Here is a 13,060-nt window from a genome sequence, read left to right on the forward strand (position 1 = left end):
TTCCACGGCGAAGGAGGTGGCCAGTGAGCCGCGATTCGATGGACCGCCCCGACGACGACGAGGCGTTCACCGATGCTGACGGAGATCTGACGCCCGACGAGGCGGACGAACTCGCCGAACACCTGGACGAGGGCGCAGAGCTCGAGGCCGAGCAGTTCGACGTCGACCATCCCGAAGAGGCGTTGGAGGATCGGGACGGCGGGATCATCGACGGTCCCGAACCCGAGGAGACGGCCGAGGCCGACGATCGTCGCGTCGGTGAGTGGCTCACCGAGCGCGCAGGCCGCTTCCGCCAGACCGCGGGCGAGCTCCGGCAGGTCCTCGCAGGCGAGGCGTCGGCGAAGGCCGCTGTCGAATCGCTGCGGGCACGCACCCCGGACTCGGTGGACGGTGAGATCACCGATCTCACCGGCGCCGCGTTCTTCGACGTCGACAACACACTGGTCCACGGCGCGTCGATCGTGTTGTTCGCCCGTGGCCTCGCATCGCGGAACTACTTCTCGTACTCGGACATCATGAACTTCGCCTGGCAGCAGGCCAAGTTCCGGATCACCGGCAAGGAGAACGCCAGCGACGTCGCCGAGGGCCGTGAGAAGGCGCTGTCGTTCATCGCCGGCCGCGAGACATCGGAGTTGATTCAGCTCGGCGAGGAGATCTACGACGAGTACATCGCCGACAAGATCTGGCCGGGCACGGCGGCGCTGGCGCAGCGGCACCTCGACGCGGGGCAGCAGGTGTGGCTGGTCACCGCGACGCCCGTCGAGCTAGCGCAGACCATCGCCAAGCGGCTCGGCTTGACCGGTGCCCTCGGCACGGTCGCCGAGAGCGTGGACGGCGTCTTCACCGGCCGACTGGTCGGCGACATCCTGCACGGTCCCGGCAAAGCGCATGCCGTCCGCACCATCGCGGTCCGCGAGGGACTGAACCTGAAGCGCTGCACCGCCTACTCCGACTCGCACAACGACGTCCCGATGCTGTCGCTGGTGGGCACCGCCGTCGCCATCAACCCGGATGCCGATCTCCGCGAGATCGCCCGCGTCCGCGGTTGGGAGCAGTACGACTTCCGGACCGCGCGCAAGGCCGCGAAGTACGGGGTGCAGACCGCGATGGTCGTCGGCGCTGCCGGCGGTGCCGCCGCGGTCGCGTCGAAGGTGCTGCGCCGCGGAGCCTGAGCGCGGCGCCTGCGGTCGCAGCCGGGGTCTTGCGTCTCCTGCCGACAGCTGCGTCGTCCGGGACGAAGCACCTGTCGGTGGCCGACGCGGACACGCCGAGACCGCCTGGTTTGGAACCGATCCGGCTCCGCGTGCGTCCAATCAGCATGTGGATCAAGGATGAGCACGGGCTGATCTGGCGGAGCCGGAATCTGGATGCGGGGATCACCGAACGACGGCTGCGCGCGGCACTGCGGGCCGGCGACCTCGTCGCCGTCGGTCGCGGAGTCGCCGCCGAGAGCGCGATGCTCGGCGACGCTCCGTGGAAGCGGACGGCCGAGCGCTATCGACTGGCGTGCCTCGCTGCGGCGATCGCGATCGGGCACGACGATCCCAAAGTCCTCAGTCACGAATCCGCGGCCGCGATCCTGGGGCTGGCGCTGCTCAAGCCCGATCGCAGCCGCATCCACCTCACCAACGGCCGCAGCAGCGGTGGCGTCATCCGCCCCAACCGGGTGATCCACCACGGAGTGCTCCCCGATGCGGACGTCGTCGAGGTCGACGGTGTCCGGATCACGAGTCCGGCTCGCACCGCGGCCGACCTCGCCCTCCGTCTGCCGGACTTCGCGCGAACCCTGACGGTCCTCGACAGCGCCTTGCGGATGGGAGTGGACCGGCGTGACCTCGAGGAGCGGCTGGCCTGCCAGAAGCGCAACGTCGTCGCGGCCCGCCACGCACTGCGCCTCGCGAACGGGCTCTCCGCCAATCCCGGCGAATCGTGGGGTCGTGCCCAGATGATCACCGAGAATCTGCCGGTTCCGACCCTGCAGTCCGAGTACCACCTGCGCGGTGGACGGCTCGCGATCGCCGACTACGACTGGGACGGGACCCTCATCGGCGAGTTCGACGGCTTCATCAAGTACCAGCGCGAGACCCGCAGATCGGGGCAGACCGTGGAGGAGGCCGTCATCGAGGAGAAGCGTCGCGAGGACGCCCTCCGAGACCTCGGCCTGGACGTCGTGCGGTGGATCTGGGCGGACCTCGAGGACAATCGGATGATCCCGCTGCTCGTCAGCAAGCTGAAGCGCAATCGAATCGTCGTCGCCTAGCATCCGCGTCTGCCGCCGACAGCGGCGTCGTCCGGGACGACGCAACGGTCGGCGCGAGACGCAGGCTTGCGCAGCTAACCGAAGTACACGCTGCCGCGGCGACTCAGCATGCGGAACAGCGTCTGCTGGATCTCCTCGCGAACGTGATCGGTGATGTCGAAGACGACCATCGGGTCGTCGGCGGCGGACTGGTCGTAACCCTCGGTGGAGATCGGCTTGCCGAAGTGGATGTGCCACTTCGACGGCAGCGGGATCACGCCGAGCGGCCCGAGCCACGGGAACAGCGGGGTGATCGGAAAGTACGGCAGCCCGAGCGTGCGGGCCAGCGGCTTCAGATCGGCCATCATCGGGTAGATCTCTTCGGAGCCGACGATCGAGACCGGGATGATCGGCGCCTGGGTGCGCAGGGCCGTCGTCACGAACCCTCCGCGACCGAACCGCTGCAGCTTGTAGCGATCCTTGTACAGCTTGCCGATGCCCTTGAAGCCCTCCGGCCACACCGCGGTCAACTCGCCACGACGCAGCAGCGCGTCAGCGTCGTCGGTGCAGGCCAACGTGGCGCCGATACGACGGGCCAGATCGCTGACGACCGGCGTCTCGAACGCCATGTCGGCGGCCAGCACCCGCAGGTATCGCTGGTTGGGGTGCTTGTCGCGGACGGCGAGCGAGGTGATCACGGCGTCGACCGGGATCGAGCCCGCATGGTTGGCGACCAGGAGTCCGGGGCCGGTCGCGGGCAGGTTCTCGACACCGGTCACCTCCACGCGGAACCACTTCTCGTACACCTGACGCACGGCCGGGAACCACACCGACTCGGCGAAGTGGGGGTCGAAGCCGAACTCGTCGACCGCGTACTCACCGGTCATCCGCTCGCGGATGAAACCACTCGTCGCCATCAGCGAATCGGCGATCGCGCCGCGCAGCCCGCCGAGGCTGAACAGCGGCGAGTTCCGCACCGGTGCGACGGGCGCGGTGGGCTCGTCGTGCAGGTCGATGCCCTCGTGAATGGGCGTCACATCCGCGTCGCGTCGGCCGAAGCCGTCCGTATTGGGATGCCCGGCGTTCGCCGAACGACGACGCACATTGGGATCCGTGTAGAGCGCAATGACCTTCGCCGTGCGCGATTCTCCGGGCTTCTCAGCTGCCGCCATGGGTCAAACACCTCCGCTCGGATCGATCACCGGGCCGGAGCGTCCGCACCCAGGAGTTTCTCGGTTCACCTACTGCTCGTTTCATCGACGGCTCGTCCCACATCCTACGACGGTCACGGCCAGATCACTGCAGTCGTGTGGCGGCGGCGACAGCACGCTGTTCCAGCCCTCGCCAGGTGTCTGCCGAGATCACCGGTTCGTTCTTTCCGCGGGCGATGAAGTCGTCGAGCGTCTGCAGCGAGGTGTAGCGCGGCTCGAAGCCCAACTCGCTGCGCATCCGGGTGGTGTCGAGCACACGACCGTACGTGAGATACGCCGCGTTCTCGGATCTGATCCCCGGCAGTCTGCCGCTCTGCAGCACCCCGACCAGGGGCGAGATCAGACTGGCAGGCACCGGCAGCTTCACATGTCCGGCCCGGTACACCGACTGGGACAGGGTGACGATCCCGTCGCCCGCCACGTTGAACGTTCCCGGAAGCGGATTCACGGTCGCATGCTCCAAGGCCGCCAGCGCATCCTCTTCGTGCAGGAACTGCAAGCGCGGTGCATACCCGAACGCCGTCGGGACCAGCGGCATCGACAGGTACGCGCTCATCCGAGTGTGGATGCGCGGCCCCAGGATCGACTGGAACCGCAGGATGGACACGCCGATGTCCTGCCTTCGACGCGAAAGACCGCGAGCGTACCCCTCCATATCGATCAGATCGCGACCGTAGCCGCGACGCGGCTCTCTGCGCGCCGGCGTCCCCTCGGAGAAGAAGCCCGGATCGCTGGGACCCGCCCCGTACACCATCGCGCTGGACCGGAGTACCAGCCGCTTTACCGACGGACTGCGCTGGCACGCCGCACACACCTGCATGGTGCCGACGACGTTGAGTTCTTTGATGGCCGCCGAATGCTCCACCGAGTCCATGATCGACGGCGCTGCGTGCACCACCGTGTCGACCTCATAGTTCGCGATGGCCTTGGCGATCGCCGGTCGACGGATGTCCAGACGCAGAAAATCGGCGCGCCCCATGCGGCGCAGCAGGTTCTTGGTCGGGACGCGGGAGTCGACGGCGACGACGTGCTCGATGCTCGGATCGGCCGCCAGACGAGCCACCAGATAACCGCCGAGAAAAGTGGATGCACCGGTCACGAGGACGGAACGCGGCAGCTGCTGGCTGCCCTGATCGTCGGTCATGCGCCCAGCCTATCGCCTCGCCGAGGGGCGTCGCAGGGCACGGGCACGCCGGAACACCGAGGCCGCGAATGCACAGAACCCGCCTCGTGAGGCGGGTTCTGGTCTATCACTTGCCGAGTTTACGACGCTGCACTCGCGTGCGACGCAGAAGCTTGCGGTGCTTCTTCTTCGACATGCGCTTGCGGCGCTTCTTGATAACGGAACCCATGGGGTCTCCCTCACGATCGGTACTGATGAACTCATGCGGCCTGGCCCGAAGACCTCTTGCCGGCCGTCGCCGACAGGAGTGACAACCAGGCGACAGCGACCTGACGAGCAATCTTACCGACCAGATGAACCTGAGGCGAATTCGGGCCTGCGAGGCGGAGTCCGATGGCCGCACACCGACACCCAGAAATGCCGAACGACCCCCTGACCGGTGCGGTCGAGGGGGTTCGTCGGGTCTGCTGTGAGCCGGGAGCTCCTAGCCTGCGTCGAAGTACGACGTCTCGAGGTACTCGTGAACCGCCTTGGCGTGAACCCGGAACGATCGCCCGACGCGCACGGCAGGCAGTTCACCGTTGTGCACGAGTCGGTAGACCGTCATCTTCGAGACCCGCATCAGCGCGGCGACTTCGGCGACGGTGAGGAACTGCGTGGCGGACGAATTGCTGACGCCGCGATCCGCGAAGTCGTTCCGTTCACCAGGCTTTTCTGCTGCAGCCATGAAAATACCAACCTTCGGTGCACGCATCGCGGCCACCGGCTTCCCCTCCGGCGGACATCAGACACGTACGTGCTAGCAGCAGCTTAGCGTGACCAATGTGAAAAGTGCGACGTGAGTGGCGGAATCTCGACACGCCGACGCGCCTCACACGCCGCAAATCCCGTATCTGTGCAGGCTGAGGCGCTACTGTTGCTCGCTTGCGGTCTCGGCACCGAGCTGGACGCCCTGGCTCGAACCCTCAACTTCCACTCGACGTGCAGTTTTAGCGCTGACCTCGGCACAGGCCACGGTCGCCTCGTTCACCGCGTGCCGCAAACCCGCCCGTTCGAACTCGCGCAATGCCGCCGCCGTGGTCCCGGCTGGCGAGGTGACCGCCGCGCGCAGATCCACCGGCGACAGCCCGGACTCGCTCAGCAGCAGCCCCGCGCCCTTGATGGTCTGCACCGCCAACTCCGTGGACTGCGGACGCGTGAGCCCGAGCGCGACGCCCGAGTCGATCAACGCCTCGACCATGAGGAAGAAGTACGCCGGCCCCGAGCCTGAGATCGCGGTGACGGCGTCCATCAGCTTCTCCGGCACCACCATCACCTTGCCGACCGACTCCAGCAGGCGGACGGTCAGCGCCACCTGCTCGTCTTCCGCGTAGCGGCCCGGACTGACCGCAGACATCGCCTCGTTGACGAGCATCGGCGTATTCGGCATCACGCGGATCACCGGGGAGCCGGCGGGCAGGGCCGCCTCGTACCGCGTCGTCGGGATCCCGGCGACCAGCGTGACGGTGATCCGTTCCAGTTCGCCGTTGTCGTCGGCGACCGAGAGGGCCTGCAGAACGGCCTCGACCGCGTCGGGCTTCACCGCGAGGAACGCCACCCGTGCGCCTTCGACGGCGTCGGCGATGTCTGCGGTGACGCGGACGCCGTAGTCGGCGGCCAGCTCGGCCGAGCGCTCTGCCGACCGCTCGGCGACGACCAGATCCTTGACCGGTTTCCCGGCGCCGATCAATCCGGCCAGCAGCGCCTCACCGATCTTGCCGCCGCCGATAATCGCGACCCGTTCGGACATGTCCGATCACTACCTTTCGATGTTCTTTCAGAAGTTTCTGGCCAGTATGTGCCGCATCAGTCTGTGCCGCACTGGGGGCGGCGAGTTCAGCGAGCCGCGGGCAGCAGTGCCAGCTGGCGCGACTGCGCGACGGTGGTGCCGAGGGAGTCGACGACGATGTGGTCCTCAGCGAACATGCCCTGCCCCACTTCCTGGCTGGTGGCGGCGAATCGCAGCCACCCGGGAGCGGGCACCCGGTTCACATACGTGGTGAGCTGCACCGTCGGCGACCACCCGAAGAAGCCGAGGTTCATCACCACCGGCGGGGAGATGTCGCCCACCAGGATCGGGAACAGTGCGTGGACGTCGACCGACACGTCGGACCGCGGTCGCACCCACCCGCGCACCAGCGGTTCGCCGGTCTCCCCGCGGATCGCCGGGAAGCGCTCCAGGTCCAGCACCACGTCGACGGCGGCGCTGACGTTGAAGACCTCGCTGAGCGGGGACGAGCTGATGTCCGGGTAGTCGTCTGGAGCCTCGACCGGCAGATCGGCGAGCGGCGCGATCTCACCGCGATACCGCGCGTCACCGTGATCGGGTCGGCCCAGCGTGACGGTCGAGGTCACCAGCAGTCGATCGTTCTGGCGGGCGTCGACGCGGACCACCGACACCGTGCGACCGGTCTTGATCAACCAGGCGTGCAGTTGCACCGCCGCCGGATCGGGTGCCGCCAGGTAGTCGCTGGAGATTGCGATCACCGCGATCTCCTCGTCGGGGTCGGCCAGCTTCGACAGCGCCTGCCGCGCGGCCGCAGCCACCATCAACTGCATGCTGCCGCCGTGCACCTTGGGACCGATGGTGAACACCGGGTCCAGCCGACCGGTGTAGACGACGCCGTCGGCCGCCGCCTCTCCCGCATCGAACTCGGCCAGTCGGTTGATCGACACCGGTGTCGTCATGTCGTCGGATCCTTCACGTCTCGGTACAGGTGGGTGCGGGCGAAGTCGAGTGATCGCGCCAGCATGGCGGCGCGCTCGTTCTTGGTGCGAGCGGAGCCGGTGTGCACTTCGAGCACCACCGCCCCGGAGAAGTCGCTGTCGGCCAGTCGACGGCACACCTCGATGCAGGGCTGCGAGCCGTCGCCCGGAATCAGATGTTCGTCGTGCGCCGCACCGGTGCCGTCCGTGAGATGCAGATGCTTGAGGCCGTCCGCCATCCGGGTCGCCAGCGCCAAGGCGTCGACGCCGGCCGTTGCCGAATGCGAGAGGTCGAGGGTGTAGTGCTCGTAGCCGTCGTCGGTGGGGTCGATGGACTTGCCGAACGCCGACGCCGAGACTCCGGGCTTCCCGCCGCGATCGCTCATCCGCCGCGCCGACCGCTCCCCCGCCCCGAAGAGGCGATCGGCGCGCATCGGGAACATGTTCTCCACGGCCACCGCGACGTCGGACGACGCCTCCAACTCGGTGACCAGGTCGTCGAAGGCTCGCACATAGTCGCGCTGCCAGCGGAACGGCGGGTGGACGACGACCGTCGAGGCGCCGAGGTCTTCCGCGGCCTGCACGGATCTGCGGAGCTTGACCTTCGGATCACGACCCCACACGCGCTGCGAGATGATCAGGCACGGCGCGTGAACCGAGAGGACCGGAACCTGATATCTCTGCGACAGGTGCGCCACCTGCGCGACGTTCTGGCTCACCGACTCGCCCCACACCATCAGTTCGACGCCATCGAATCCGAGGTCGGCCGCGTAAGCGAAAGCGGCCTCGGTGTTCTGTGGGTAGACCGACGCGGTCGAGAGCCCGATCGGGATCGGGAAACGCAAGTTCGGCACGTCGATCGGCTCAGGCCGCCAAGAGGACCAGCGGCCCGATCGTCACCAGCATGCCGACGCCGAGAGCCATCAGGGTGGTCGGCAGGTCGCGCTTGCGGAGCACGTGGGCGAACGTGACGATCGCGAAGATCACCACGACGGCGAGGATGAGCGCAAGGTACACGTACCGTTTCCACAGTTCGGTGAAGCCCCAGAACAGACCCGCGCCGACCGCGAGCCCGAGCACCACCTCGCCGATCAGGCCCAACCAGCCGAGCAACGCGGACTTCCCTCGCGGCTCCGACTCGTCGCGCTTCTGCTTCGCCGCCTTCTTGGCCGCCTTCTTCTCGGCGGCCTGTGCCTTCGCATCAGCCTCTGCGGCGTCTTCCGCCTCGTTCGCGGCTTCGAGTTCGGCAGCCGAGGCGACGTGCCGGTGCTCGGTGGTCGGCTCGTCCGGCGCGTCGTCGTCCTGCGAGTCGTCGTCGGCCGGTACGGCATCGACGGGCTCGTCGTCGATCACCGGCAACGCGTCGGTGGCCGTGACATCGGAGTCCACCACAGACGACGGCGCCGACCGGTATTCGAGCGGAGGCAGGTCCACGCCGACGAGGTCGTCTGCGGGGACCGGCTCCAACGTCTCGGTGGCATCGGTCGCGGCGGCATCGGTCGGCTCGCTCGAGACGACCGGGATGATCCCGGTGACGACGTTGGCGTCGGCCCCGTCGTCGTCCTCGTCGGTCGTCACCGGCGGGTGTGCCGGCATCCCGGACGCGCCGGCCCGACGCAGTGTGCGGCGGTCCTCCTCGGACGCCGACTTCGGAAATGCGGCGCCGCTGCCCTCGGACCGCGCGATCAGTTCTGAGACCGTGATCGGCCTCGCGCGCGGCTCGGAATCCTTCGCCATCTGTTCGGGCACCCCCGTCTTGCGTCGATCTGTCTTCGCCTGTGGTCCTGTCCGATGCGCTCGAAGGATGCTCCCCGGTGAACGCTCGCCCCGAGACTACTCGGCTAACCGACGCTGACGAGGACCCCCGCGGGTTCCGAGTCGAGTCTCCGAAGAATGACGCCTTCGCGCAATGCCCACGGACAGATGTCCAGTGTATCCACACCGGTCGCCCGCATGGCCGCCTCGGCGACCAGCGCGCCCGCCACGATCTGCGAGGCGCGATCGGAGCTGACCCCCTCCAGATCTGCGCGGTCGGCCGCGGTCATTCGCGAGATGAAGGCGATCAGCTGCCGCAGTCCGCTCACGGTCAGGGTGCGGCGGACGCGCGGCCCGGCACCCGACGGCGCCGCGCCGGTGAGGCGGGCGAGCGAGCGGAAGGTCTTCGACGACCCCACCGACAGGTCGGGCTTGCCTGCCGCCCGGAGGTCCTTGGCAGGCTGTTTGAGTTCGGCGTCGAGCCAATCACGCAGCACCGAGACGTGCCGTTTGCTCGGCGGGTCGCCGGGCAGCCATTCCCGCGTCAGGCGGCCTGCGCCCAGCGGCAGCGACAACGCCACCTCGGGCTCCTCGTCGACGCCGCTCGTCAGCTCCAGGCTGCCGCCGCCGATGTCGAACGTGAGGATGCGGCCCGCACTCCAGCCGTACCAACGACGCACGGCGAGCGAGGTCAGCCGCGCCTCGTCGACGCCTTCGAGGACGTCGACGGTGAGGCCGGAAGCCTTCTTGACCTGCGAGAGCACTTCGTCGGTGTTGGTCGCGTCGCGGACGGCCGACGTCGCGAACGCCATCACCTGCTCGCACCCGGACGCCTTCGCGATTCGCGTGAAGTCTTCGACGGTCGACGTGAGCGAGTCGGCGCCCTTCTTCGTCATCTTGCCGGTGTCGTCGATCTCCTCGGCCAGACGCAGCACCGCCTTGGTCGAACTCATCGGATTGGGGTGACCTCCACGATGGGCGTCGACCACCAACAGATGCACGGTATTGCTGCCCACGTCGAGCACTCCTAGTCGCACGCGATCAAAATTACTGCGCCGTGCGCGTCTGCGCTAACCGAAGGGCTACGGTGGTTCGTTGAGATCGTCTAAGGAGGCGCCGTGACCGGCTCGAAGAAGAAGGTCGGGGCCGCGCGGAGCGAAGCCCCGGTCCCCGAGGTCCCGCTCGATTTTCCGCGGGAATGGTACGAGTTCATCGACCCGGCGGACACCGAACATCTGATCAGCATTGACCTGACGTGGCTGTTGTCACGATGGAACTGCGTCTTCGGCACCCCGGCATGTCACGGAATCATCGCCGGCAGGCAACCGGACGGATGCTGCACGCACGGGGCCTACCTGACCGATGACGACGACCGCGAGATCCTCGCCGCCGGCGTTGCGATGCTGACGCCCGACGACTGGCAGTTCTTCGACAAGGGATCCGGCAAGGATCCGCTCGGCAAACACGGCTATCTTGAGGAGGCGGAAGACCTCGACGACGAGCCCGCACTCAAGACCCGCCTGCACAAGGGCGCCTGCATCTTCCTCAACCGCCCCGGCTTTCCCGCCGGACAGGGCTGTGCCCTGCATTCGATGGCCCTGCGCAAGGGGCTGGAGCCGCTCACGGTGAAACCCGAGGTGTGCTGGCAGCTGCCGATGCGGCGCACCCAGGAATGGGTGGAGCGACCCGACGGCACCGAGATCCTGAAGACCACGCTGACCGAGTTCGACCGCCGCGGCTGGGGCGAGGGCGGGCACGACCTGGACTGGTACTGCTCCGGCTCCCCCGAGGCGCACACCGGGGCGCGGCAGGTGTTCGAGTCGTACAAGCCGGAGTTGATCGCCCTCGTCGGCGAGCCCGCCTACGAGGTGCTCGCCGCCGCCTGCCGTCGCCGCAACGAGCTCGGCCTGATCGCCGTGCATCCCGCCACCGCTGCCTCCACGTCGCGACGGACCACGGACATCAAGTACGAGCTCACTGCTCGAACTTGTACCCCAGACCTCGAACAGTGATCAGGTGGCGGGGCTGCGACGGGTCGGGTTCGACCTTGGAGCGCAGCCGCTTCACGTGGACGTCGAGCGTCTTGGTGTCCCCGACGTAGTCGGCGCCCCATACCCGGTCGATCAACTGGCTGCGAGTGAGCACGCGACCGGAGTTGCGGAGCAGATACTCCAGCAAGTCGAACTCCTTGAGCGGAAGGGTCACGTCGCTGCCCGCGACGGTCACGGTGTGCCGCTGCACGTCCATCCGGACCGGCCCCACCTCGACGACGCCGATCACCGAGTCCTCGTCCTCTTCCACCGCACCGCCGCGGCGGAGCACCGCGCGAATCCGCGCGATGAGCTCGCGTGCCGAGTACGGCTTGGTGACGTAGTCATCGGCGCCGAGTTCCAGGCCGACGACCTTGTCGATCTCACTGTCGCGGGCGGTGACCATGATGACCGGGACCGTCGACTTGGCGCGGATCATCTTGCAGATCTCGGTGCCGGAAACGCCCGGAAGCATCAGGTCGAGCAAGACGATGTCCGGATTGATCCGCTCAAAGGCCGGAACGGCCTGTGCGCCGTCGTTGACGATGCTCGCTTCGAATCCTTCTTTGCGGAGCAGGAAGGCCAACGGATCGGCAAGCGATTCCTCGTCTTCGACAATCAGTACGTGCGTCAACTCGTCTGTTCCTCTGTGTTCTCCGACCCGGTGTCACTGTCCGACGGGTCGATGGGTATGTACAGGCTGAAGGTCGAGCCGGTGCCCGGTCGACTCCACAGGCCGATGTGGCCGCCATGGCTGGCCGCCACATGCTTCGCGATCGCCAGCCCTAGTCCGGTGCCGCCGGTCGCGCGGGACCGCGCCTTGTCGACGCGGAAGAATCGTTCGAACACGCGTCCCTGATCGGCGGGCGCGATGCCGATCCCGCGGTCGGTGACCGCGATGCAGACCATGTTCTCGTCGTTCATGACGACGGTCTTGCGGCTCATCGAGACCACGTCATCGGCCGAGGAGTGATTGATGGCGTTGATCAGCAGATTCGAGAGCGCGGTGAGCAGCAGGGTGCGGTCGCCACGCACCTGCACGCCGATCGGATCGTCGGCCACCAGACTGATCTCGGCCACCTCGGCGCTGACTCCCGCCGACGACAGCGCGTCGTCGACCAGCGAATCCACATCCACCGACGAGAAGTCGGGGATGCGCCCCTCCTGCAGGCGTGACAGGCCGATGAGCTCGTTGACCAGCGACCCCATGCGGGTCGCTTCCTTGAGGACGCGGCGGCCGAAGTGGTCGACCGCCTCCGGGTCGTCGCGAGACTCGAGCATGGCCTCGGCCATCAGGCTGATGGCGCCGAGCGGTGTCTTCAACTCGTGCGAGACGTTGGCCGCGAAATCGCGCCGGGTGGCCTCCACGCGCTGGTTGGTGGAGTCGTCGTCGCCGTAGATCAGCGCGTACCGAACCCCTGCGAAGATCGCCAGTCGCGCATTGCACCGCACGTTCTCGACGAGGCGCGGCGCGGCGCGGCCCGTGGAGAGGAAGCCGAGCGAGGAGTACGGCGGCACGAAGTCGAAGTACCGATCGACGCCGGTGACGAAGACCTCGGTGACGGCTTCGGCGATGCCGTCGGACAGGGTGTCGCGAAACATGCCCAATTCGGTCGCACGCTTGTTGTACAGAACGACGTTGTGGAACTCGTCGACGGCGATGATGCCGGTCGCGGTGTGCGCGACGATCAGTCCGAGCAGATCGGGGCGCGAGCGCTTCTCGTCGACGATCACCAGGTCTTCGAGCAGGGTGTCCGGGGTCATCGAATCGTCGGACCGACTACTGACCGTTTTCGGCTGTTCGCCCCGCACGACTCCCCTGCTTCGACTCAACGACGTGGAAACTCTAGGCACCCGAAGGGCACACAGAAAGCTTACGTCCCGTCTACCTGAGTTCGCAGCCCGGGCAGGCAGAGTTCGATGCTCGTTTACGTCCAGTTGGCCTGGGTGGAATGCA

14 protein-coding genes are annotated in these 13,060 nt (G+C 67.4%); 3 read left to right on the forward strand and 11 right to left on the reverse strand.

Features of this window, described 5'->3' with window-relative positions:
- Positions 1 to 23: 23 nt before the first annotated feature.
- Positions 24 to 1,172, forward strand: coding sequence for an HAD family hydrolase (locus GH2_RS07075; RefSeq protein WP_066165028.1), 1,149 nt, complete (start codon positions 24 to 26; stop codon positions 1,170 to 1,172).
- 146 nt (positions 1,173 to 1,318) lie between these two features.
- Positions 1,319 to 2,260 (forward strand): type IV toxin-antitoxin system AbiEi family antitoxin, encoded by a 942-nt coding sequence (locus GH2_RS07080; RefSeq protein WP_066165031.1) that lies wholly within the window; start codon positions 1,319 to 1,321, stop codon positions 2,258 to 2,260.
- 74 nt (positions 2,261 to 2,334) lie between these two features.
- Here GH2_RS07080 and GH2_RS07085 read toward each other — a convergent pair whose 3' ends face one another.
- The 9 genes from GH2_RS07085 to GH2_RS07120 form a co-directional block, all read right to left on the reverse strand.
- The gene (locus GH2_RS07085; protein ID WP_066165033.1) at positions 2,335 to 3,411 is read right to left on the reverse strand and encodes a lysophospholipid acyltransferase family protein; all 1,077 of its coding nucleotides are present in this window, start codon (positions 3,409 to 3,411) and stop codon (positions 2,335 to 2,337) included.
- A 124-nt stretch (positions 3,412 to 3,535) separates the two neighbouring features.
- The gene (locus GH2_RS07090) at positions 3,536 to 4,594 is read right to left on the reverse strand and encodes an NAD-dependent epimerase/dehydratase family protein (protein WP_066165036.1); all 1,059 of its coding nucleotides are present in this window, start codon (positions 4,592 to 4,594) and stop codon (positions 3,536 to 3,538) included.
- A 106-nt stretch (positions 4,595 to 4,700) separates the two neighbouring features.
- Positions 4,701 to 4,802 (reverse strand): 30S ribosomal protein bS22, encoded by a 102-nt coding sequence (locus tag GH2_RS21245; protein WP_003402602.1) that lies wholly within the window; start codon positions 4,800 to 4,802, stop codon positions 4,701 to 4,703.
- 255 nt (positions 4,803 to 5,057) lie between these two features.
- Positions 5,058 to 5,300: a helix-turn-helix domain-containing protein gene (locus tag GH2_RS07095; RefSeq protein WP_066165038.1), complete on the reverse strand. Its 243-nt coding sequence runs from the start codon at positions 5,298 to 5,300 to the stop codon at positions 5,058 to 5,060.
- A 183-nt stretch (positions 5,301 to 5,483) separates the two neighbouring features.
- A complete protein-coding gene (gene proC / locus GH2_RS07100; protein ID WP_066165040.1) occupies positions 5,484 to 6,362 on the reverse strand; it encodes a pyrroline-5-carboxylate reductase in 879 nt (292 codons plus the stop codon).
- 86 nt (positions 6,363 to 6,448) lie between these two features.
- Positions 6,449 to 7,300 (reverse strand): thioesterase family protein, encoded by an 852-nt coding sequence (locus tag GH2_RS07105; protein WP_066165043.1) that lies wholly within the window; start codon positions 7,298 to 7,300, stop codon positions 6,449 to 6,451.
- Positions 7,297 to 8,163, reverse strand: a complete 867-nt coding sequence (locus tag GH2_RS07110) for a sugar phosphate isomerase/epimerase family protein (RefSeq protein WP_066165497.1) — start codon at positions 8,161 to 8,163, stop codon at positions 7,297 to 7,299. The genes GH2_RS07105 and GH2_RS07110 overlap by 4 nt, the downstream gene beginning before the upstream one ends.
- A 19-nt stretch (positions 8,164 to 8,182) precedes the next feature.
- A complete protein-coding gene (locus GH2_RS07115; RefSeq protein WP_066165501.1) occupies positions 8,183 to 9,055 on the reverse strand; it encodes an Rv0497 family membrane protein in 873 nt (290 codons plus the stop codon).
- 104 nt (positions 9,056 to 9,159) lie between these two features.
- A complete protein-coding gene (locus GH2_RS07120; protein WP_066165045.1) occupies positions 9,160 to 10,110 on the reverse strand; it encodes a Ppx/GppA family phosphatase in 951 nt (316 codons plus the stop codon).
- An 81-nt stretch (positions 10,111 to 10,191) separates the two neighbouring features.
- Between GH2_RS07120 and GH2_RS07125 the strand changes: the two genes are divergently transcribed.
- Complete coding sequence (locus GH2_RS07125; RefSeq protein ID WP_066165048.1) at positions 10,192 to 11,085, forward strand: DUF3109 family protein; 894 nt, start codon at positions 10,192 to 10,194, stop codon at positions 11,083 to 11,085.
- On the opposite strand, the gene GH2_RS07130 is transcribed toward GH2_RS07125, so the two are convergent.
- Both GH2_RS07130 and GH2_RS07135 read right to left on the reverse strand, forming a co-directional pair.
- Positions 11,048 to 11,737 carry a winged helix-turn-helix domain-containing protein gene (locus GH2_RS07130; protein ID WP_066165050.1) on the reverse strand — a complete coding sequence of 230 codons (690 nt, stop codon included), beginning with the start codon at positions 11,735 to 11,737 and terminating at the stop codon, positions 11,048 to 11,050. The two genes, GH2_RS07125 and GH2_RS07130, sit on opposite strands and share 38 nt — an antisense overlap.
- Positions 11,734 to 12,867, reverse strand: a complete 1,134-nt coding sequence (locus tag GH2_RS07135) for a sensor histidine kinase (protein WP_066165053.1) — start codon at positions 12,865 to 12,867, stop codon at positions 11,734 to 11,736. The genes GH2_RS07130 and GH2_RS07135 overlap by 4 nt, the downstream gene beginning before the upstream one ends.
- Between the last annotated feature and the right edge of the window lie 193 nt (positions 12,868 to 13,060).

Source organism: Gordonia hydrophobica NBRC 16057 (assembly GCF_001592365.1).
Classification (GTDB): domain Bacteria; phylum Actinomycetota; class Actinomycetes; order Mycobacteriales; family Mycobacteriaceae; genus Gordonia; species Gordonia hydrophobica.

Excerpts from the sequence above, each read along its gene's own strand:
- GH2_RS07090 (WP_066165036.1), bottom strand. The coding sequence starts at position 4,594 with ATGACCGACGATCAGGGCAGCCAGCAGCTGCCGCGTTCCGTCCTCGTG.
- GH2_RS07115 (WP_066165501.1), bottom strand. The coding sequence starts at position 9,055 with ATGGCGAAGGATTCCGAGCCGCGCGCGAGGCCGATCACGGTCTCAGAA.
- proC (WP_066165040.1), bottom strand. The coding sequence starts at position 6,362 with ATGTCCGAACGGGTCGCGATTATCGGCGGCGGCAAGATCGGTGAGGCG.
- GH2_RS07095 (WP_066165038.1), bottom strand. The coding sequence starts at position 5,300 with ATGGCTGCAGCAGAAAAGCCTGGTGAACGGAACGACTTCGCGGATCGC.
- GH2_RS07105 (WP_066165043.1), bottom strand. The coding sequence starts at position 7,300 with ATGACGACACCGGTGTCGATCAACCGACTGGCCGAGTTCGATGCGGGA.
- GH2_RS07085 (WP_066165033.1), bottom strand. The coding sequence starts at position 3,411 with ATGGCGGCAGCTGAGAAGCCCGGAGAATCGCGCACGGCGAAGGTCATT.
- GH2_RS21245 (WP_003402602.1), bottom strand. The coding sequence starts at position 4,802 with ATGGGTTCCGTTATCAAGAAGCGCCGCAAGCGCATGTCGAAGAAGAAG.
- GH2_RS07135 (WP_066165053.1), bottom strand. The coding sequence starts at position 12,867 with ATGACCCCGGACACCCTGCTCGAAGACCTGGTGATCGTCGACGAGAAG.
- GH2_RS07080 (WP_066165031.1), top strand. The coding sequence starts at position 1,319 with ATGTGGATCAAGGATGAGCACGGGCTGATCTGGCGGAGCCGGAATCTG.